General features: G+C 41.1%; 22 protein-coding genes. 1 reads left to right on the top strand and 21 read right to left on the bottom strand.

The genetic code is table 11. The features are described from left to right. Position 1: 1 nt before the first annotated feature. The 8 genes from HCJ66_RS09020 to HCJ66_RS09055 form a co-directional block, all read right to left on the bottom strand. Positions 2-994, bottom strand: coding sequence for a pentapeptide repeat-containing protein (locus HCJ66_RS09020; RefSeq protein WP_187132836.1), 993 nt, complete (start codon positions 992-994; stop codon positions 2-4). 17 nt (positions 995-1,011) lie between these two features. Beyond that, a complete protein-coding gene (locus HCJ66_RS09025) occupies positions 1,012-1,344 on the bottom strand; it encodes a PadR family transcriptional regulator (protein ID WP_036059077.1) in 333 nt (110 codons plus the stop codon). 121 nt (positions 1,345-1,465) lie between these two features. Further along, positions 1,466-1,771, bottom strand: coding sequence for a PTS sugar transporter subunit IIA (locus tag HCJ66_RS09030; RefSeq protein ID WP_036059074.1), 306 nt, complete (start codon positions 1,769-1,771; stop codon positions 1,466-1,468). Continuing rightward, a complete protein-coding gene (locus HCJ66_RS09035; protein ID WP_187132837.1) occupies positions 1,772-4,045 on the bottom strand; it encodes a glycoside hydrolase family 3 N-terminal domain-containing protein in 2,274 nt (757 codons plus the stop codon). It abuts the gene before it with no gap. 1 nt (position 4,046) lies between these two features. Next, entirely contained in the window at positions 4,047-4,355 is a 309-nt protein-coding gene (locus tag HCJ66_RS09040; protein WP_187132838.1) for a PTS sugar transporter subunit IIB, read from the bottom strand. Positions 4,356-4,367: 12 nt separating this feature from the next. Next, entirely contained in the window at positions 4,368-5,663 is a 1,296-nt protein-coding gene (locus HCJ66_RS09045; protein ID WP_187132839.1) for a PTS sugar transporter subunit IIC, read from the bottom strand. Between the two features lie 303 nt (positions 5,664-5,966). Then, a complete protein-coding gene (locus tag HCJ66_RS09050; protein WP_187132840.1) occupies positions 5,967-7,889 on the bottom strand; it encodes a BglG family transcription antiterminator in 1,923 nt (640 codons plus the stop codon). Positions 7,890-7,911: 22 nt separating this feature from the next. Continuing rightward, positions 7,912-8,100, bottom strand: a complete 189-nt coding sequence (locus HCJ66_RS09055; RefSeq protein WP_187132841.1) for a hypothetical protein — start codon at positions 8,098-8,100, stop codon at positions 7,912-7,914. A gap of 339 nt (positions 8,101-8,439) precedes the next feature. Here HCJ66_RS09055 and HCJ66_RS09060 point away from each other — a divergent pair, with 339 nt between their 5' ends. Continuing rightward, a complete protein-coding gene (locus HCJ66_RS09060) occupies positions 8,440-9,066 on the top strand; it encodes a Crp/Fnr family transcriptional regulator (protein ID WP_187132842.1) in 627 nt (208 codons plus the stop codon). Positions 9,067-9,110: 44 nt separating this feature from the next. On the opposite strand, the gene HCJ66_RS09065 is transcribed toward HCJ66_RS09060, so the two are convergent. From HCJ66_RS09065 to HCJ66_RS09125, 13 genes are read right to left on the bottom strand one after another with little or no spacing between them, the layout of a single operon-like run. Continuing rightward, the gene (locus HCJ66_RS09065) at positions 9,111-9,683 is read right to left on the bottom strand and encodes a helix-turn-helix domain-containing protein (protein ID WP_187132843.1); all 573 of its coding nucleotides are present in this window, start codon (positions 9,681-9,683) and stop codon (positions 9,111-9,113) included. 38 nt (positions 9,684-9,721) lie between these two features. Beyond that, positions 9,722-10,300, bottom strand: a complete 579-nt coding sequence (locus tag HCJ66_RS09070; protein WP_187132844.1) for a hypothetical protein — start codon at positions 10,298-10,300, stop codon at positions 9,722-9,724. Positions 10,301-10,316: 16 nt separating this feature from the next. Further along, a complete protein-coding gene (locus tag HCJ66_RS09075) occupies positions 10,317-11,147 on the bottom strand; it encodes a hypothetical protein (RefSeq protein WP_187132845.1) in 831 nt (276 codons plus the stop codon). Between the two features lie 25 nt (positions 11,148-11,172). Next, positions 11,173-12,069, bottom strand: coding sequence for an ABC transporter ATP-binding protein (locus HCJ66_RS09080; RefSeq protein ID WP_187132846.1), 897 nt, complete (start codon positions 12,067-12,069; stop codon positions 11,173-11,175). A 15-nt stretch (positions 12,070-12,084) separates the two neighbouring features. Beyond that, on the bottom strand, positions 12,085-12,894 hold the full coding sequence (locus HCJ66_RS09085; protein WP_187132847.1) for an ABC transporter permease: 810 nt from the start codon (positions 12,892-12,894) through the stop codon (positions 12,085-12,087). 2 nt (positions 12,895-12,896) lie between these two features. Then, positions 12,897-13,946: an accessory Sec system protein Asp2 gene (locus tag HCJ66_RS09090; RefSeq protein WP_187132848.1), complete on the bottom strand. Its 1,050-nt coding sequence runs from the start codon at positions 13,944-13,946 to the stop codon at positions 12,897-12,899. An 18-nt stretch (positions 13,947-13,964) separates the two neighbouring features. After that, positions 13,965-14,762 (bottom strand): alpha/beta hydrolase, encoded by a 798-nt coding sequence (locus HCJ66_RS09095; protein WP_187132849.1) that lies wholly within the window; start codon positions 14,760-14,762, stop codon positions 13,965-13,967. A gap of 14 nt (positions 14,763-14,776) precedes the next feature. Next, complete coding sequence (locus HCJ66_RS09100) at positions 14,777-15,073, bottom strand: hypothetical protein (protein ID WP_181676909.1); 297 nt, start codon at positions 15,071-15,073, stop codon at positions 14,777-14,779. Positions 15,074-15,082: 9 nt separating this feature from the next. Beyond that, positions 15,083-17,230 (bottom strand): glycosyltransferase, encoded by a 2,148-nt coding sequence (locus HCJ66_RS09105; RefSeq protein WP_187132850.1) that lies wholly within the window; start codon positions 17,228-17,230, stop codon positions 15,083-15,085. A 15-nt stretch (positions 17,231-17,245) separates the two neighbouring features. After that, a complete protein-coding gene (locus HCJ66_RS09110) occupies positions 17,246-19,426 on the bottom strand; it encodes a CgeB family protein (protein ID WP_187132851.1) in 2,181 nt (726 codons plus the stop codon). After that, a complete protein-coding gene (locus HCJ66_RS09115; protein ID WP_187132852.1) occupies positions 19,387-20,043 on the bottom strand; it encodes a hypothetical protein in 657 nt (218 codons plus the stop codon). The genes HCJ66_RS09110 and HCJ66_RS09115 overlap by 40 nt, the downstream gene beginning before the upstream one ends. 7 nt (positions 20,044-20,050) lie before the next feature. Next, complete coding sequence (locus HCJ66_RS09120; RefSeq protein ID WP_246438621.1) at positions 20,051-21,292, bottom strand: glycosyltransferase family 4 protein; 1,242 nt, start codon at positions 21,290-21,292, stop codon at positions 20,051-20,053. A 2-nt stretch (positions 21,293-21,294) separates the two neighbouring features. Beyond that, a complete protein-coding gene (locus HCJ66_RS09125; protein WP_187132853.1) occupies positions 21,295-22,488 on the bottom strand; it encodes a glycosyltransferase family 4 protein in 1,194 nt (397 codons plus the stop codon). Positions 22,489-22,493: the final 5 nt, after the last annotated feature.

The raw sequence follows: 22,493 nt of genomic DNA on the forward strand, positions 1-22,493 counted from the left end.
TTTACATTAGAATTATACCGCTAAGATCCGCTTTCCGATTCGTTTTCAAGCTTTCATAAGACGCCATATCCATTACTGCCCCAGTGAAATCCGCCCGTTTCACATAGCTTCCCTTGAAAGAAACATTCTCAAAAGTCGCATCTCGGAAAGTCGCGCCAACAAGCCCAGTACTTCTGAAAATAGTACCTCTAAACGTTTCGCCATCAAAGTTCATTTTTGACAAATCCGAATAGCTGAAATCCGTTTGGTCAAATATCGCATTCGCAAAATTCGTCTTGCTTAAACCAGATTGTTTCAATTCAGCAAACGTCAAATCCGCACCTTCAAAAGATGTATGTGTAAGCTGAGAAGCATTAAATTTCGAGTTAGCCAAATTTGCATAGCTAAAATCTGCGCCTATTAGCAGGGCAACCGAAACGTTAACACCTTGCATGAAAGCACCTCTAAAGCTCGGCGTTCCTTCTCCTTTTTTGGCATACACGCCTTTTAAAGAACCGTTATGAAATTCCGCCTGTTCAAAAGAAGCGCCAGTTAGATTCACGTAATCCAGCCTTGCATCTATAAACACCCGATGATCGAAATTAACCCCGGATAAATTGGAATGCTTAAAATTCACGCCGCGAAATTCGCCCTCATCAAAGCGGCTGTGTCTCAAATCAGAATTACTGAAATTAAAGCCTTCTATCACTCTTCTTCTGATTGTTCCGTCATTATTCGCCGCACGCGCTTTCGCTTCTTCAATTTCCTGCCACGCTGGGTTATCTTCCAGTGACATTTTCCGTTTCACACCAATGCTTTCAATGACCTCAGAAATATCGCCTAGCGAATGAATCGTCAGCTCGTATGCTTCTTCGGTATCATATCCTTGCGCTTCTAACTCGCCGAATTTCTCTTGTAAATCATGTACCAACTCTTCTTTTAGCTCGCTGATTTCCGCCGTATCCTCGTATGCGCTGAATTGCCCATCAATGTACCCAACCAATTTCTCATTCATTTTCCTAACCTCTTTCCTCATAATAGTTGTTCGAGAATGCGTTTTGCTGATTCCCACTGCCGTTTATTTTCTGCGTATAGTTCCTCGCCTTTTTCGGTCAATGTATAATATTTTCGCCGTCCGCCCTTGGTAGCATCGTCGCCCCAGTAAGAAGCAATACACTCCTCTTTCTCCAAACGCTTCAAACTGGAATACATCGTGGCTTCTTTCAGTTCATATTCCCCGTCTGAATTCAAATGAATCAATTTCAAAATGTCATATCCATATTTATCGCCGCTCATCAGTAACTTCAAAATAATCGTATCCGTATGTCCTCTCAGTAAATCAGAGGAAAGTTTCTTATCAGCCATGTGATCGCCTCCATGAGTATAATATACACCATATTACTATGACAGTCAAGGTACTAGATTCGACAAGTTACTGTTACACATCAAAAAACGCATACCAATCAAGGTATACGCTCAAAAAACATTAAATTTCTTTCCACAAAGCCACCATCTCATAAGCAATATCTCGAAGTAAATACGTCGTCATGAACTGATCTTCGGCATGTATGAACAACATCGACATCGGGATTTTCTGACCTTCTGCTTCTTTTTGGATAAGGCTTACGTGATTTTTATGACCTTCGCTTAAATAATGATTCGCTTCATCAATTTTTCGGTATGCTTCTGTGAATTTTCGCTGTCTCGCGAGTTGTAAAGCCTCTGTAATCTTGCTTCGCGCACCGCCGACAGCCCCGATAATTTGAAAAGAAGCCAGCTCCATTCCTTCCATTTACCTCACCCCGTTTGTTATCTCGATCACTGTCTCAAGCGCCGTCACTGAACTTCCACCTACAAAAATTCGCACGTTACCTGTTTCTAATTCCCATCGATTTTGGTTCGACCAGATTTGTAGTTCGGCAAGCCCGATTTCGAGCGTCACTTCTACCGTTTCATTGGCTTCCATTTCGACTTTTTGGAATGCTTTTAGTTCTTTTTTGCGTCGCGTAATGCTCGCTTCTTGGTCGTGGATGTAGAGTTGCACGACTTCGGAACCTGCACGATTGGCGCGGTTTTGAATGGTTACTTTGAATTGGAACTTACCCCCCGCTTCTAACTCGGCAACGGACCTGCTTTGATGGATCGCGTTGATTTCTTGATACGCGAAGTCGCTGTAGCTCAAGCCATGCCCGAATGGATATAGCGCCGCGCCTCGTTCGTCGAAGTAATCTTCTTTGTATTCGCCCGCCTTTTGGTTGTAGTAAACCGGAAGTTGACCGGATGAGCGCGGAATGCTGACTGGCAGTTTTCCTGATGGATTCACGATGCCGAATAACGTTTCTGCGACCGCGATTCCGCCTTGTGCGCCAGGATACCAAGCCGTGAGCAGTGCATCAGCCTGTTCGCTTATCTCTGGAATCGCATTCGGACGCCCTTGCACGAGCACAACCACGACTGGCTTCCCTTGTTTTTTCAACGCCCGGAAAAGTTCCAACTGAACGACTGGCAGTGCTAAATCCGCCAAATCCACGTTCTCCCCAGCATCCATGTTCGGCCCCTTAGAACTCACCGCCCCATTATTCAAAAATTCCATATCAAAATTCCGCGCGCTCGAGCCGCCTAAAACAAGGATGACAGTATCGGCTGATTTCGCGAGTTCTGATGCGCGTTCGATGCCACCTGCTATTTTTTCACGGATATCGCAGCCTTTTTCATAGCTGATTCGCGTATTTTCAGGAGCGGTTTGCTTGATTCCTTGTAAAATAGTAACCCCATCCGCCAAATTTTGCGGGGCTGTGTAGTCGCCGAGTTGATTGTATAAAGTATCCGCATTTGGCCCAATAACCGCGATACGTTGCGTATTTTCAAGTGGTAGCACTTCACGGTGATTTTCCAGTAAACAGATCGATTCGCGTGCGGCTTTTAGATTCAAGGCACGCCATGATTCTGCGCGTTCTGGCACGTTTTCCGGCGCGTATGGATTTTCGAATAAGCCGAGTTGGAATTTCAATCGTAATATCCGACTCGTTGCGACATCCAATACTGCCTCATCCAGATCGCCTGCAACAACTGCTGACGCCAAATTCGGGAATACCTCATCCCATAAACTCAAGTCAACACCCGCCGCAAGCGCCATGGCTCCAGCTTTTCGCACGTCTGGATTCATTGTCAGCAAACGATCGAGTGCGCAGCCATCCGCCATCACAATGCCATCAAAGCCCAACTCTTCTCGCAAAATTCCTGTCAACAACGCTCCATTCGCATGGCACGGTATGCCGTCGATTTCATTGTACGCTGCCATCACGCCAAGCGCGCCCGCCTCAGCCGCAGCAACCATCGGGGGTAAGAAAATTTCGCGTAGTTCGCGCATTCCAATGGATACCGGACCTGAATTATGTCCACCAACTGGCTCACCTTGCGCGGCAAAATGCTTCAAAATCACCGCCACCCGGCCACTCGCTTGGAAACCCGTCGTGATTGCCTTCGTGAACTCTGCTGCTAAAAACGGATCTTCACTAAAACATTCCTCCGCGCGGCCCCATCTCGGATCGCGCAAAATATCAAGTGCAGAAGCCAAAGCAAGGTGTACTCCTTTATCGCTAATTTCCGCGGCAATTGCCTCCGCAATTTCCTGTTGCAACGCCGTGTTAAACGACGCACCGCGAGCCAAGTTCACCGGATACGACTCACTGTCCAGCGCCTGGTGCCCGTGCGGAACTTCCTCCGAAAACAGCATTGGAATACCGAGTCGTGAGTTTTCAATCACATATTTTTGCAGTAGATTCGCAACTCGTGCCGAATTCGCTCGACTAATCCCGTTCTCATGATTCATCCCTGACCAAGGATCGGCGCGGAAAAGTCCATACAGCGCGCCGATTCCTCCAAATTTTGCGACCTCATCTTTTAAAGTGTCCGTCACTTCGAATGCCTCACCATCTCGCTTAAAAGCTTGCCAGCCGTAGAGTCTCTGATTCAACTGTCCGCATTTCTCTTCCAACGTCATCTGCGCCAAAATATCGGCTACACGCTCATCGGTGTCTAGTTTGTGATCTAAATATCGCGACATCTTAATCCTCCTCCAACAGCGCTAAGCCTTGTGCCAGAACTTTTGCGCCATCCATCCGACCGTAATCCACAATGGCAATCACGCCGACTGGAATCGCCCCAGCGACAGCATCTTTCACTTTATCTTGCATATAGCTTACTTGTGGACCTAGCAAAATCGCCCCAGCTTGACGCCAATTTTTTTCAAAATCTATCTCGGAAATCGCCCAAATCTCAATCGCGATTTCCTGCTCATCCGCAATATTTTGCATTTTTCGAACGAGCACGCTTGTAGACATGCCAGCATTACACATCAACATTAGTTTTTTCATTTCAAACGCTCCTTAGGCTTTAATACGATCATTTACTTTCAAAAATGGCAAGTAGAGTAGCACACAAACGCCGACTAAGAAAATTTGGAAAACTGCGGCGCGCCAGTCCCCACCTGTCGCCAAAAATCCTGATGCCACAACCGGTGTCGTCCAAGGTACCAGCACGACTACTTCTGAAATCATGTTTATTTTCGTTGCGATGTAAGCGAGTAACAAACAAAGCGGTGTCGAAATAATGAACGGAATCATTAAACTCAAATTATACACAATCGGCAATCCAAAAACGACCGGTTCATTAATATTGAAAATTCCTGGTGCAGAAGAAAGCGCCGCGATTTCGCGATAATCTTTCCGTTTACTCCAAATAAAGATGGCGATCAATAGCGCTATCGTATTTCCACCGCCGCCCATAACTCCAAAAATATCACGGAAAGTTGTGTTAATAATGTGCGGAATCTCTGCATGATTCGCGTACGCCGTCATATTATCCTGCATGTTTGCTAGCAACACTGGGTCCATAATCGGCCCCAAAATCCCACTTCCTGCAATACCAATCGAATAAAGCATCTGCGAAATCGTCATTAGCGCTAGGAACCCTGGAACACTTGTCACCAAGAACGTCAATGGTTTTTGAATAATCGCGCCAATCAGTGCATAAATATTAAGCGTAAATAATTGCGTCAACAAGAACGATACGAAGGCAAACACAAGCACCGTCAACATTGTCGGAATCAACACATTAAACGATTTAATAACAGCAGGCGGTACACTTTCGCCCGAAATCTTGATTTTCAACTTCTCGCTCTTTGAAAAATAAATAAACAGTTCTGTCGACAAAAGTGCTGTCACGATTCCTACAAACATCCCAGCTGAGCCAGTAAGCGCAATCGGAATAACGCCAGCCACTTCTACAGCCTTTGTTGCCCCAACCGGAATCACATCATTGACAAGCGGTAAGAAAATAACAATCAATGCAATCGTTTGCAAAGCTGGTGCAAAGGGATTCTCAAATCTCCGGTTTTGCGCCAGAAAATAAGAAACCGATGCCCCAATCAGAATCGTAATTATCCCAAGCGTCCCATTCACAATACTATTCCCCAGCTCCTGCCAAGAAGTCAGCGTCTCCGAACTAATCACATTCGACATAAAGCCATCCGGTTTAATAATGACGTTATTAATCAACACCATAAAACCAGCGAGCATAATAAACGGTAAAATCGTGGCAAACGCGTCACGCATCGACTTCAAATGAATTTGATTTCCTAACTTTTGCGAAAGCCAGCCCAATTTTTCAACAAATTTTTTCATGTTGTTAAACCTCCTCTTAATTATAGCTTAAGTGTAGCGCTTTCTTTTATCGAAATAAAGCCAGTCTTTTTCCGCAAGAGTCGCCTCACAACGGAAATCCGCAAAATGGGGCTGGGACATAACCCGGATAAATCGGCGGCAAGCGTTCGCATTCAGAGAGTTTAGCGGACTTCCGGTTCTCACATACACCAGTATGCTCCGCTTCCGGCTTCCACCAAACTCTCTGAATACAAACGCTTTCGCTCGATTTGTGTAAAGCAAGATGTACGTCTTACCCCAAAAATGGGATTCATGATTCCTTGCTTATTTTTGTGTATCAGAAGGTTTTATCCTAGATTTTTTCAAAATATCCATAAATCCGTCAAAATCCCGAATTGCCTTCAATTGGCGCATCACTTTCGGATTTTCAACGATGTCACTAATTAACTCATACGTATCCGTAAGTTGCGATTGTTCTTTGTTTTTCACGGCCAGCATAAATACGACTTGCGCATAATCTTCCTCGTTCCACAACACCGAAGTCTCGCAAATGCAAACCGCAATCGCCGTCCGTGCTACATCAGCTTGAATCGGATGCGGCGTCGCTAAACCATTTCCCAAAAACGTCGGAACAACCAATTCCCGCTCAAAAATCGACGGCAAATAATCTTTCCCAACGTAGCCTTGTTCCTTCAAAAGCCTTGCTAACTCCCGCAAAACCTGCTCTTTATCCCAATTTTTTTCGGAGATTGTAAATAGCGCCTCGGAAAATACACTCTCCATCTGAAAGGGCGCACTATTTCCTAACATCGATTCAATCGCGCGCATATCCGATTTCGTTAGGAATGGCGAAACGTGCACAAACGGGTGGCGCTGATTCCGAAGTGGCACGGTTGCAATGACAAAATCGCACACAACAGACTCGTTCTCGTATTCATGAAACGAGTAAACGCCGATAATTTCCAATTCCTCAGAAAAAGCCTTTTTAACCTTCGACTGCAAAAGTTGTGAGGTGCCTAATCCCGATGCGCATACAATCAAAACCTGTTTTTTAGCGCCTTCTTGCACTTTATCCAACGCGTACAATAAATGAATAGCTAAGTAACCTGCTTCTGCCTCGTTCACCTTGGTTTCCAGCTCCTCTTCCAGAACATCCTTTGCTGTCAGTCCTAGCTCAAACGCTAATGGATGATTTTGTTTTAAGTTTGGCAAATAGGGATTTTGAATATTCATGTGGAATTTTATTCGGTTAATTGCTGGTTTTAGGTGCAATACGAGGTTGGAAATAAGCGATTGATCACCTAGTAATGTGTACCCGTAGCGCTTTTGGATACGCTCTAGCATTTTATTCACCAACAGGAATTCTCGGTAATCATCGTAATCGCTTGCCGTATGTTTTGCGCTAAGATGTAATAATAAATAAGAAAGCTCTGTCTCTGGAAACGCCACTTTTTCCTGCTGTTCAATCGCTTGAATCATCGCCTCCGCTGCCCGCAACTCTTGCATATTGAATTCAATGTTCAATAATTCTTCCGCCGCAACATAGCAGTCATCGCGAATCCGACAAATCGCAATCGCAATATGGATAATTAGGTTTTTCAAAGCAATATCGGTCATATGAATCGCGTATTTAGATACATTTTTCGTGACAATATGCTGGATTCCTTCTAAATTGACATCGTTAAAAAAGGATTTCTCAGCCTCACTAATCAGCAAACTACGCGATTCTGTCAGCAAATAGTGCGAAAAACAAAAACGAACATTGAGCTCCGTCCCAAGTATTTTAACCCCATATCCCGCTTTTTTGCCTAACTTCAACTCAAATTGGGCTAGTTTTTTCTTCACTTCCGGGACATTCGTATTAATTGTCGATTTGCTGACATAAAGCTCATCCGCAATGTCCTCTAGTTTGACATATTTATTTTTTAAAAGAAGGTAGCGAATGATGTAGTCTGCGCGATCCTCGGCAAGCATCGGTGTAATATGAAGATTCGATCGTTCGCTAGTATCTGTGAGTAGCAAATGGCGCAGTGTCGATTCATCCTCCACGATTAGCTTGTATCCCACACCACGAACCGCAATAATTTCGTTAGTTGAATCTGCTAAAACATCATGAAGCGCTTTAATGTCATTTCGAATCGTACGCGGATCAACGTGCAAATGCTCTCCAAGTTCCTTCCCACTGACAAAATCCATTTTTACGTATAGTAGTTGAAGTAAGTCCCGCCATCTCGGTACAGAAATCATCCAATCCACCTCCTTTTCTTCATTATTCGGTTACTTCCAGTCCGAAAAAGTAAGTGACATAATACCCCTCTTCGTATCCGTCGCCACTATACATTTCTTTCAGCATATACATATATTCCTCAGGTTTGAACGGAACATCATATTGCCAAGTTCCCCGATCTAATTCCTTTACATCGATTGGCAGAAAATTATCGCCAGATTTGGGAACCATTTCTATAGATGATGAGTAACCTGCTCCTGACTCGGATTACTGGGTCTCGGGTTTTAGATGGTTGCAATGGTTGGCCTCCTTTTGCCGTTTTTCTATGTATTGAAAGCGTTCTAATGCTCATTATACCACGACTCTTTATGTCCGTCTCTGCTAATTGTGCTTGGTCACTTGTATTTACTCATCCAGTATACACGTTGAAATATCGGCTTACGTACAGAATTTTTGTGTTAGTAGTTATACTAAATTTTCATTTCTCATCTGTCTCTCATCTTATTAAATCAGCTCTCTCATATTTCCCTGCTAAAATTAAGGTATATCAAATCTAAGGGAGCGATAATCATGAAAAGCATTCTTTCTATTGTAGAGGAAATTAGCCAAAATGAACCAGACGCAACTTGGATTAGCTATAAAACATTTACCAAGAATACTGTTATTAACAACAAAAATCTAATAAGCCATTTTGTCATTGTAGCGGATGGAATTATTCATTTGGAAATTACACGCGCACAAATACTCCAATTTTATAAAAATGGCGATATGATTTATCAATCACCGTATGATGTTAATGTGCAAGATCAAGTAAGCATTGTTTGTGATACGGATACTAAACTTATCTTCGTCGATCGCGAAATTTTTTCTGATTTTGCCGCAAATAAAATAGAATACATGGAAGTCCTTTTAAAATCTGTTCTCAAAAACACCTCGGATCTCTGCCTTGAATTGATGAAACACGATTTAACTGTAGAGCCTCGTATTACTTATACGCTTCAAAAATTCTGTGATCGGGTAGCGCCCACTTCACATGGTGAGTATCAAGAAATTCCCGACTTTCTAAATAAAAGCAAACTCGCTCACTACGGTAATTTCTCACGTAAAAGTTTATATGATAAATTAGATTCTTTAGAGGAACAAGATATTATTAAACAACACAATCAAAAACTCTATATTAAAACTTCCGCATCATGAAAAAAGACACCGCCCCACAAATTTCGTGGTTCGGTGTCTTTTTATTAGTCATATATTAAATGGTATTTCTCTTCCTCTTTGGTCCATTGATTCCAGTCTAGCAGTACCCAATGGCGGTTATCTAATATGAGGCCTTCTTTTTTTAGCGCCTTTTTCTGGTTTAATAAATACTCCCTCGTACAATTAATATAACTGGCTAACTCGGCCTGACTCCAGACATTTGGGATATAGCAGTCTCCGCCTTCTAAATTTCCTACTTCATTTCCTAACTTGGAGAGCGCATAAACTAGTCGCTCTTTTTTTGGTAGCATGAGCATCTCCATTCGTTGCACCATCATGTCTACTAGCTCTCTCTCAAACGCTCGATATCGGTATTCAATCCGTCTATTCGTTGTATGACTGTCTAATTTCAGTACTTTCACTGTGTTGCATGCTTGATATCGAAGCTTTTCAGGTAGTAAGTGATTATGCACTATCGCTCGTTCACTTTTTCTTAGAAAGCATAGTAATTGGTCTCCTATACAACAAGTAAGATGCCCCGACAAAACAATATATTCTCCATTTTCCTTTAATTCCTCGCCTTGTTGAAGCGTCATCGTAGCATCTATACTCCGCATTTTCTCACCTTCTTTTTTTATTCGAATGATTTAAACATCTATTTCGTGCTTGTTAAGGGCAGTGTTACTTCCTCTTTTTTAGAATTGTCACCATCTGTTTTCGTTACATCTTTTTGCGTGCTCATTGCCCATTTCAAAATGACTTGCTTGTACTGTGTCACTGATGTCAACGTTGGAATATGGAAAATTAGTAAAATATCTTTTTCACTATTTTTAGCTAATTTCTCCGTGATATTTTGGCTATCATTTTTAAAAATTGGATTAGTTTTGCCATCAACGACAAGTGCTGCTTGGTCAGAAAAAACGTACATATCTTGATCGGTTGTATTTTTGACGTGCATTTTCACACCGATAACGCCTTGATCCTTGGTTTTCATTTTCGTTTTGGAGGCGTTGGATAGTTGAACTACCGTCACGTGTTTAATGTTCGTTTCTAGCCCTTTCCACGTTTGCTTCCAACTTTGTTCGAAATATTGGCGTGTATCTTTTCTTGTTGTGACTGCTTTTGCTGTCGTTTTTTCTGGTGTTTTTGTTGGTGTTTTTACTTCTTGACCGCAGGCTGCTAATCCGAAACTTAGGACAAGAAAGGCGGTGCATAGTAGTAATATTTTTTTCATGTATGGTTTCCCCTTTCTACTTCATACCGATTGTTTTATATGTTGCTATATGAGCGTGCTTAGAGACCGATGTGAATTCATCGGCTTCCCACGGCACATCTTTATCGATATTTTGGATTAAATGATTCATCAAATTCGAATGGTTCTTGATAAGTGGACTATGCGGTTCAGGCGTCGGCAAAATCAACAAGTGGCTCTCCGCTTGAAAATCGTTTATTAATTTATTATGAAAAGTCGTCACTGGTCGGAATCCGTAATCACGTACCCCTGTGAAAAAGAAGAATCGCGCTTTTTTCTCTTGTTTCTTGAATGCTTTGAAAATCTCTTCTCCTTCAAAAATCGTCTTCACTTGCTTCTCAAACGCCGCATCCTGATTGAAAAATAAGCGCCGTCCGCTTTCACCAAAACCATCTGTTGAAATCCGTAAATCCGGTACCATCGTGTATACTTGTTCAACACTCGGACAATGTAGTGCCATCAGAATCGCTCCAACACCACCTTTTGAACTCCCCACAAGATACACATGCTTGTAGCCATGCTTTTCGATAAATTCGTTTAATTGCGCACTCAATTCCTCATATATAAAACGGCCATTGTCAAACAAGTACCAGCCGTACAATTTCGAATAATAGTCTTCCAAATACAGATAATCACGCGTCTCATTTCGCATGGATACTTTCATAAAATGATAATATGAATGGAGATTTTTCACGTTCTCATCTGGCATTTGCCCATTTACAATTCTTGTCGCGTAAGCCTCATTCGTTTTCGTAAATACACCTTGAAAAATAACAACTAGCGTATCGGATTGATTCTGAATATGTTTCCCATTAAATGCAACTGTCATCTGATTCTGTCCTTTCTAATCTCGCTTACCACAAGCCAAGTAATTTACTTGCGCTTAAACCAAAAGTAAGGAGTAACATGATAAAATATAGTACTGGAAAACTGTGTTTCTCAGTCTTCTGCTTTTTTAATACCGTCTTTTTTTGCTTTGAAATCATCTCTTTTTGATATTGTTCCTTTTCAGTTGGCGTTTTTTTCGCAAAATGGTGTATGAACTTACTGTATTCTAAGCAAATCTCATCACTCTCACCAAAAGCCTCTAAGTGTCCGTAATGCAACCAACCCACTTTATCGCAAATATCTTTAATCTGCTTCATAGAATGACTGACAAAAAAGATTGTTTTTCCGTCTGCTTTCATCCGTTCAATCTCGTCGACACATTTCTGATAAAACGTCGAATCCCCCACGGACAACGCTTCATCAATAATAAGTACATCTGGATCTGTTTGAATCGCAATCCCAAAACCTAACCTGGCGCGCATCCCACTCGAATATTGCTTTAACGGCTGATTGATAAAATCCCGTAGTTCGGTAAATTGAATAATGTTCTGAATCCGCCGCTCAATTTCTTTCGGCTTGAATCCCATCAACAACATTTTTAAACGGATGTTCTCGACACCTGTCAAATTTGGCTTCAACGCTGAACCTATCGCAAGTAACGAGACACTTCCCTTTTGTTCCAGAACCCCTGCTGTCGGCGCCAAATGCCCCGCGATAATATTGGCTAATGTTGATTTACCCGATCCGTTTAAGCCGATAAACCCGACACATTCGCCTTTTTTCACGTCAAACGAAATATTTTCTAATGCTTGAAATAATTTTTCCTCTTTCTTACGGAACGGGTTGCGCCAAATCGTATTCCACTTTTTCCGTTCGAGATAAAAAATCTTATCGATGCCTTCCAGTTTTAAAACGTTCTCCATACGCGTCTCGTCTCCTTACATGTATTCCACAAAATTCTGTTTATGCTTGTTCGTCATATAAATACCAACTACCAGAATCAAGAAGGTCACACTAAAAAAATAAATGCCCCACCAAAAATGATCCAAAATCCCGGCTCGACCAAGTAACGCATCCCGGAATCCTTCAATCACATATACAAATGGATTCAAATGCAAGATTTTCGTAAGTAGCGAATCTGGGTTCACCGAGACATCAATCACGACACCCGAAATGAAGAATAGTAACCGCATCGTCGAACTAATGATAAGTTGATAATCGCGGAAAAAGATGACAACCACCGCGTTTAGCGTCGAAATCGAAATGAGCAATAAAAGCATCGCTAGAAAATAATAAATCATCTGGAGCCAATATATATCTGGAAAATGTCCCGTCCCAATATAGAGACAAAAGAACAAACCAAACATCGAGAAAAAGCCGTTTAATCCCTTCACAATGGATATCGTAGGCAAAATCTCTACTGGGAATTTCGTTTTAGAAATCAAATTCAAGTTCGAGCTAATCGAATTGGCTCCTGCATTAATGCTCGCACTTATATAAAACCAAGGAATGACACCCATCAGCATCCAATACACATATGGGACATCCGAATTCACCATATTTTGTCCACCTAGACGCAATCCAAAAATCAAATAATAAATCACAATTTGAATCATTGGGCTCAAAAATTCCCAAAGCAAACCTAGAAAATGATTTTGATGGACTGCCTTCTTATCGAATCGCGCCACACGAAAAATTTTACTAGTGCTATATAATTGTACGCGACACCAGTTGATTAAAACGTTCAAACTTACACCTCATTTCTGGACTTTACCATTTCCCCCACTTTGTTTAGCAAGAAAGGCGTAAAATACAGACCTGTTTGATTGTGTTCCATGTAATCCGCTAAATCTAGCGTGTACGGAATTTTTTTCTGATCGAATTTCTTAAATAACGGAACCAAATGCTCCTTATAATGAAAATCCCCTTTTCCGACATGAAAATGTAATTCTGGAAAAGTCGTATTTAGCGCCACTTGATTCAAAATCAAACCGTTCCAAAACTTCATACCATAATCAGGGTCATCTCCAAGAAGTCGATCAAAGCGTTCTCGCATCGACGGTGAAGTAGCTCGGCGATCTAAATATTTCGCAATATAAATTTGTGGAGCACCGATAATCGCTTTTCCAAAATGGTACTTCACGCTGTAATAAAGCGCGGCAGCCCCACCTTTACTCGATCCCGTCGCGATAATATTTTCTGGAGGAATTCTCAGCTGATTTGCAATCGTCGTTATTAAACTCACGACACTGCGCTCGAAATCATGGGAACCGCCAAATCCAACGTAATAACAAAATTGCTCCTTATACGAATCTAAAATAAATAGCTTATGTGCATCGACTGGTTCCAGCGTCCGAATATGATTATAAACGGGCGCGCCACCTCTCATTTCGGTTGAATAAAGCCCTGAGAAGGATAGAATCAGATGGTTAGATTGCGATTTAGCAGGCTGGAATAAATATTTGACCGGCACATCACTATAGAATATTTTTTCATTTGGAAAAGTCACTTCAACTAACTTGTTCTGTTGACAATCTAAATGTAATTCCGTTGACATTTCGTTGAAAAACAACTGGCCATCTTTACGTATAAATAAACGAACTTGATACATACCACTATAAATCGGCTCAAATTGAATAGTACTATCTTCTGTTAACTCTTGGTACCAGTGCTTCTCAATGAATTGGCCGTCTTGGTGAATATAATAAGCAAACTCACAACTTTGCAAATCACCCTCTACAGAAAATGGAAGGTGTATTGTTTTATCTGAATATGACAAGTCTTTCATCGTGATTTTCATATATTTAATGCCTCATCTCTATTGTTCTTTTAATAAGCGAACACTCGGGTTAACCGTTACGACATGTTGCTCTATTCGCCGTTCGCTTTGATCAATTAAATCTTCCAAAACGCAAAATATGAATGGCGTATATTGATTCACTAAACGTGTGTGCCGCTCATCGCTTCGATTTAAAAATAATTCACTATCAATGCCTTTTTTCGATAAAAACTTGCGGTATTTCATTAACGCATCGAACTGAATATCCAGCGTGCCTGTATAAAAATATAATTTCTTCTTTGTATAATTGCGATATAACGCGTCTGAAAACAAAATCGTGTCCACTTGTTTCTCAAAACCTTTTTTAGTGCCAAAAAACAAGCTTTTCTCATCTGGACATAGTTTATTGATAAAACGCGCTACATAAATTTGCGGAATAAGGGAAAAAACGTCGGTAATGAGGGGATTCATCAAGCCGTAAATTAGCGCCCCAGTACCACCTTTACTTGAGCCAAACGCGATGACTCTTTTATATCCATGTTCTTGAATAAATGCTGTTAATTCTGCATTAAATTGTTCATAAATAAATTTGCCATTATCGATAAGATACCAGCCGTACACACTTGAAAAATGGTCCTTGACGAAAAAATAATCTGCGCTTGGAACACGTTGCGCGAATTTCATCCATGTGTACCGCTCGTGCATCTCGGCTACTTCCGGTTGCGTTATCTTGCCACTATAAATACCTGGTATTGCATCATTCAAAGGCTTCGCAGCATTTTGAAAAACTAAGACGAGCGTATCGCTTCCGTTCATTTGATGTCTTCCGTGCAACATGTTTCGTGCTCCTTTCAGTATTCTTTCACAACTGTTTTTTGGACCGCCTTGCTTGTTTGCGCCACGGTTTGTTTTGTTTTGACATTTTTCACAAAGGCTTTCACTTTATACGCACCTGGCTCGGTTACTTCCAAACGGTGCGTATCGAATTTCTTGTAAGCTGATTTAAAAATCGCCTCAGCTGTGCCTACTTTATATACATAAAAAGCGTATACTAAATCCTCTTGCGGACTCTCTAGCATTACTTTTGCCTCTAAAAAATCATCTGTGAAAAAAACTTCCACGTTTTGAATAACTGTTTGCGTCTCCATCTATTTCATCTACCTCGCTTCTCTAATACTTCCATAAACTAAACTCTCAATCTCCCGCACAATACGTTTTCGATCAAATTTATTCGTCGCAAAATTCTTCCGATCTAGTATCTCTTTTGCCGTGAAACCGTTCTGTTCTACTGAGTAAATAGCGTCGTCAAGCGAATCCACAATATACATTTCCGGATAGACGGTATCGGCACCCTTCCAGTCTCTAATAATTGGTACCGCGCCACTCGCCATCGCCTCAGAAACCGAGACGTGCGAACCTTCATAATCACTTGGCGAAAGCAAATAACCAATCGTGCTCATCCACTCATTCACATCATCACCGTGCGGCTCAAAAATAACGTTATCTTTCCAAGGAGCCTGCTCAATCCGTTCAAAAACGCCATCATAATACGTGCGCTCTTTCTCACGAGCCATCAACCATGAAACGTCTTTCGGATGCTTACTCTTAATCGACAATTGGTAGCGATGATCTCGCTGCCACAACTGTTCAAATAAATCCACAGCCAAATCCACCCGTTTACGCGCTGGCAAAATACCACAGATACCGAGTCGGAATTCCTTGCCTTCTTTTTTAGGGAGGTCAAACTTCTCTGCATCTAGTAAATTATCAATGTAGACCATTTTATGACGAGGAATTTTGAAAATCCGTTGAAATTCTTCCATCATGTAAGGCGTAATCACGATAATTTTGTTGATATTATCGATGTCCATCAGGCGTGGAAACTTCAAATCCTTCTCCTGGAAATGCATCCGAACGATGAGTTCTTGATGCGGCTGTTTATGTTTGGAATACCAAACAGCGTTGCCCAGACCCCATTCACAGAAAATAATATCGGCCCATTCAACGCAAGCCTTACTATGTTTCTCACTGTGTTTCTCGTGCGATTGCCAAACATCCGTCATCACTTCAAAATCTGGATGTTCTTCAAAATGTTTCATAATCATCGTCGCGAATTTCAAATCATGCCCTGCAAATACGATTCTTTTTTTGCGTTTTTCAAAAGACCAGATGAATTCTTTTAAGCGATTATACGCAGCTTGAAAAGTGAAATACTGACTCGCTTCAAACATCATCGTAGCAGCTTTCAAATACAATGTTTCGTCGTTCAAAACGGCCTCTGTTTTTTGAATAAAATCGGCTTCTGTGTCCACAAATAGCGGATAGTCAGCGCCTAGTAAATCGGCATGCATCTTCGTTTTTCTGACTAAAGCTGGTTTGCCGAGTCTGCCATATTCCAGCAACTTACTTGATAATTCGACACTGTCATCATTATCGAGTGAAGCGCTGCGCCAGCTAATCCCGACATCTGCTTCTTCAATCAACTCTTGGCATTTTTCACGTGAAACAGCTCCAACCCAATCGATTGACGCCTCTTCGTTAAACGCCTTTTTGATGCGAAGTTGCGTTTCTTTCTCACGCAAACGTTCCTGGAACTTGTCGCCCACGATCTGCGTATGAATCCGCGAATCCATGTCTGCTAATTTTTTAGTGGCAGAAATAATCTCTTCGGTATGCCAATCTTCATGGAATTTCCCGCTGTAAATCAGACGATGATGCTTATTCCTGAAAGTTGGAATGCTTTCCGATTCAGGCACCATCGGATACAGCAGGCGAATCTTTTTACCGTCCACCTTAATTAAGTCAATAAACGCTTGTTTTGTCTCTTTTGTCTGCAAGAAAAGATAGTCGAAATGATTGTACACCCGCGTTAAATCTTCTCTTTCTTCTCGCGTCGAACGTTCGTCATGCTTGAAATCAGTCAAATATGGCACCGTAATATGACGAAACTCTTCGTATTTCATGACTTCGCGAACTAAATCAAAGCCACGCACGATAACAAGATCATACGGCTTTTCTCGGTTCAACTTTGCCATGATTTCTACAGCTTCCTCTACTTTTAGGCGAGTTGGTTGTTGAAAAGGCATGGCTGGGAAAGCTTCGAACGGTTGGATTAAACGCAGATTCGGTTTGTTTTTCAGTGCATCTGTCAGTCGGTCATTCTGCTCTTTCGCCTTAAGCAGCAGGTCCACTTGAATATGAGGGTTTAAACTCAACACGGGAGCGATTGATGTAAGCCAAACCGCCGAGCCGTCCATAAAGTTTAAATCAATGTCTCCGTACAAAAGAATTCGTAGTTCACTCATTGCGTTATCTTCCTCCTAAATTTCAACGTGGACAAACGATGCATCATCCAACTGTTTTCCGTTTTCAATAAAATTATATTTATCCGCGCTGAACATTTTCGCGCCCTGTTTCATATGCGGTGATAAATCGATACCGTGCATAAAGTCGACTAGCAAACTCTTCACGTTTTTGCGGAAGGCATATCTCGTTCTCAGAATTGCTTGTGTCGATTTCAAATTCGTTACAAAACGGTACTCATCATCAGTATTGACGTCCTGACAAGTCTCGTCTTTGTTCGTGTAATAACTACTTTTCCCAATGAAATCGGCATCCGTATACACTGCCGCAATCATTAAATCTTGCAGGTAATGTCGCCCGTAAAAATGCTGCTGATTCCAAACTGTAATGAACTCCGAGTCAATAAATTCGCTGAGTTGCGTATAATTTCTCATGTAATCCAGTAAATAAATCGACACTGTTTCGTCCTGATATGTGTTCAGAATATGACTCATATCGTTAAAATCATCGATACTTTGAATCAATAGAATCAGTTTTTTCGAACGGTAGCTCTGTTTATAGAAGGCCTCAATTACTTGTTTGATTTCCTTCTCAGAACCGGCGCGACTAATCACCGTTACTTCTTTTTCCTCCACAGGCAACTTAATCCCCATATTGTGGAGCATGAAATGAAGGCGGTGTTTATACGTGTGCTTACCGTAAACTTCGCGAATTCCTTCGAGTGATTTTTTGCGGTAAAGATGATCGTCCTCCGAGATGTGTTTCATTTGTGCACGCAGATCCTCAGGTTTTTCGGCAATCATCACAAGGTTTCCAAAGATTTTATCGATACCCTCTGAATAGCTGCTCAAAATCGGTGTACCTGACGCCAAGCCTTCAAAAACGCGGCGTGAGAACATTGTTGGCGAATGGATAACGCTATTCACATTCAGCATGAAGCGATAACCTTTATACGCCTTGTCAATCTCGCTATAGGAGAGACTTCCCTTCACATTCTTCTCAAACTGCTTCGGAAAACGGAATTCCGGTTCTTCGCGTTCGTAGTTACGATCATAGATGGTCAAGCCAAATTCATCACTGATTTCAAGCATTTGATCCATCACCGCGCGCCGCTCTTCGTGGCGATTCGCATAATAGGAACCTGCAAAACAGACGCCATCTTCTCGTGGCTCTTCCAATTGAACCGGGTTATGGTGCTTCGGCTCCGCTGCGAATGGCAAAGCAAACACATTCTTATGTTTCGCGTGCTTCACATAGTCCGGAATTCGATTCGCATCCGTCGTATAAATATAATCAAAGCGTTTCGCCGAATCAATGAACTTATCAAAGTGAATTGGATCTTCCTTGTTCCAAAAGACGGTCGAGATGCTGCGCTCGTTACACCATTCCAGCAATTCAAATAACTCGTGTCGATCCTCGTTCGCATAACGCCCAACTTTATATTGCCAAGCGTCAAAATTACCATGCCACGCTGATTCTACAAACAAGAAATGCGGCGGATTATTTTCTAAAACGGTCTGCCAATTTTCCGGTGTAAACGTGATTAAATCGACTTCTTCTTGGTAACTAGTCATCGTGAATTCATCGAAAATACATGCGATCTTTAAATCCTCAATCTTCTTCAAACTTTGGAACGGATTATGCGTGATAACTTGCTGCTTCTGACTTTTCACAGGATTGAAAACACGATGAAAAGCCATTTTCTTCAGTCGAATCATGCCTTTTCCGGTAATTTTTAAGGCTAAACGGATATGTTTCGTTGTTTCTCCCAACACAATCTGCGTCTCCTTATTCACGTCCACCATTGTCGTTGTTGTCTTTTTCCGACCATCGAATTCAACAACTGCGATTCTGACTGACATTTTTTCTTCTAGCTCGGCTTCCACAAAAATCCCGATTCTTTCCTCAGCCAAAACGTTGATTTCATGGCGCGGATACCGTGTAAAAGCTACATTCTCTTCTCGAAAAGATGTGTAATTCGAACGCTGATCCGCATTTACGAAAACTAAATCACCATTCTCCGTCTGAGCTTGCAATCCTTCGTCTTTCACGCACCACCAATTAGCTGCCTCTTTTAATTGTTGCTCTGATAAAAATACTGGATGAAGTTCTGACATCAATTCATTTTGAAAGTTATTGATTGTATATTGTACTAGGTCTATTTGCTCGTTAATCTTAGTTTTTTTCTTAATTTCCAATATGCTCCAGTCCATTTCATCATTTTTGTATTCATTAATTGATTGTGCCGCGCTCTCAACTTGTTCAAGCGTTCGTTTACATCATCATGTTCTTTTCTTACTTTAAGTAATTCTTTCTTTAATTGGTTACTTTTCTTAGTCGTCTGTTCGTATTCCGTGACTAGTTCGGCCAATGCGCCTTTTTGGCTATCTAGGATATCGAAAGTTTTGACTTTGTATTGATTCAGTTCTTTTTGTGTTGTTTTTATTTGATTCATCAGGTCGGCTTCATTTCGGAGCTGATTCTTGATTTCTTCGTTTATCGCAAGAACTTCCTGACACTTATTTTTCCATTTCAGATGTTCTTTTTTTTCAGATTCAAGTGCTTTAGCTTGGACTTCATTCGCTTGTGCTAGCCTTTTTATCTCAACGCGTAACGAAATCTCGTGATGCACACTTTCTTCCAAATTCTCGTTCAATCGCTCATTTTCCTGTAACGCCGCATCTAATTTTTGCTTCATTTGTTCATTTTCTTCTGTAACCAGCTGAATTTGCTCTTTTGCCAGTTCGATTTGATATTTATTAGACGGTTTATTTTTCTGCTTTTTATCATATTTTTTTACTTGATTACCCTTCATTTTGGCTCTACACCTCTACTAGCTTTTGATAAATTTTCAAAAAGTTTACTTTCTCGTTGTTCCAGTTGTATCTTTCTCTTGCTATCAGCGCGTTTTGATGCATTTTTTCACGCATTTCTGGATCTGTAACTAGCTGATTAATTCCTTTGGCGATGGATGTAGGCTCGTCAGATTTCACAACAATACCGACCTTATTCTCCCGTACAACTTGTCTTATTTCCGGAAAATCGCAAGCAATCAAGGGAACTCCAGCCATTAAATATTCAAAAAGTTTGTTAGAAGCCGCGGAATAATGATTGAAACACGTATCGTTTAGTAATTGAAAACCAAGATAGGCATCTCGAGTATAGCGTGGCAATTCTTCAACAGGAACCTTCTCCAAAAACTTGACTTTATCATCTAAATTTCTGCGCTTCGTCTCTTCCACCAAGTATGGCTTCATTTTACCGTCACCGATGAAAACGACTGTTCCACGCTCGATAAAAGGCACAGCTTCGAGCAATTTATCCAACCCGCGATCCTTTTGTAAACCGCCTTGATAAAGCAAAATAGGCTCATTTTCAGCGAGTCCTAATTGACTATGCAAATCCACTGAGTTCTCAATATCAGCCTGGTAAAACGGGTAATTATAAATCACATCTGGCAAAAAATGATATACTTTTTCAATAAACTTGGCTCGTGTGTGATTTTCCTGAATGCTTCGATCGACAAAACGTAATAGAAAACTCTCGGCAAGCGGATATATGAATGAGTCATAGCCCGACCGACTTAAATTCACTTCATGCGAATCAAACAATACTTTTCTGCGTCTCAACCACTTTCCACAAATGACGGCTTGGAGTAACGTATTTAAATCATTAGCATGATATATATCCGTATTTTCTTTCCAACCCCAGTAAATCATTTTGAAAATCAAGGCAACTTTGCGGTATAAGAAACGAATTTTCGTTTTATAAAGCAGAGCATAGACACTTATAAAAGCAATCGCGAGAAGTGGGAGGTAGTAAATGAGGAGGAGTAAAGTAATAAAGAGGAGACTTTTTTGCCATGTTTTCGTGAGGATTGGCAACTGGGAACCTAAACGTTTTATTTTCAACTGATCGGAGTAGTTTTCGGTGAATGTTTTGTCTTTGCTAAGAGCAAGTAAAGTCGTGTCGTATCCAGCCTCTTCAAGCGCCGTGCATTCTCGCAAAACGCGTCCGTCATTCTCGAATTCATTCCATACAAACATCGTTACGCTACTATTCATCGCTATTTCGCAACTATCCTTTCTAATGGTTCTTTATTTTTCTCCCAATTAAAATGTTCCATTGCAAAATTCTTGCCACATCGCCCATGTTGCATTCGTATTTCAGGTGATTCAATCCATTCTTTAACTGTATTTTTAAGAATCTCAAAATCGCCGTCTTTCTCGATAACAACACCCGCACCTGCTTGTTCAATTATTTTCTTAGAATATCCTGATGTAACGCCAATAATCGGCAATGAGGCTCCCATATAGTCAATGACTTTTCCGGGAATTACGGTCTGGAATACTGGATGTTTATCCAATCCCATGTATGCAATGTCTGCCTTAAGTAAACGCTGAAAAACTTTTTCTCGTGGTTCTGGTGGCTTGATATCCACATTCGTCAGTTCTCGATCGATAATATCCTGCTGCATTTGTTTATAATGGATGCCGTAGCCAATGACTAAAAATCGGACATTGGACTGTTCTTTAAAACTGTGGGCCAACGAAAGAAAGAGCGTCAAATCTTGCGCCACACCTAAATTTCCTGCATAAATAATCGTAACTTGATTATCTACAACTTCTTGTTTTTCAACGATTAGCTCATTTTTTGTTAGCGAGTTCGGAATAAAACAAATCTCCTTCTCATCGCCAACAATACGGCGAATATAATCGATAAACCCTTCACTATTCACAAGAATTTTATCAGCGCGTCGGTAAATCAACCGTTCTAATGGATAAGCCAAATAACGAATACACCTCGGGAAAAAACCTTTGACAGCTTTTAGCGTTTCTGGCCACAAATCACGCACGTCAACAATGAGTCGAGATTTGAATTTCCGTTTAGCAATCAAGCCGATGATTGGGATGGATAAAGGCGGTGTCGTCACTAAGATGCTGTCATACTCGTTTTTATCCTCCCAAACCAGCCGAAGAAGTTTCCATAACACTTCTAAATATAATAAAAAACGGAAGAAAAGGATTTTTTCGAAACGTTTATTTTTCGTTGCAATTCGCTTTACTTCCGCGTTCTTTAATTCCTCTTGTTGAAATTCTGACTGATCGTAAATATCTTTTCGTGGATATTGCGGAGCCGTTGTCCAAATGGTTAAATCATAATTAGTACTCAAATTTTCGCTGACGCCTTTCATGCGATTCGCTGCGCTACCAATCTCTGGAGAAAAATTTTGAGTAATTATTAGTATCTTTTTTTTCATTGGTC

Origin of the sequence: Paenilisteria portnoyi (genome assembly GCF_014322795.1) — a bacterium.
Taxonomy (GTDB): domain Bacteria; phylum Bacillota; class Bacilli; order Lactobacillales; family Listeriaceae; genus Listeria_A; species Listeria_A portnoyi.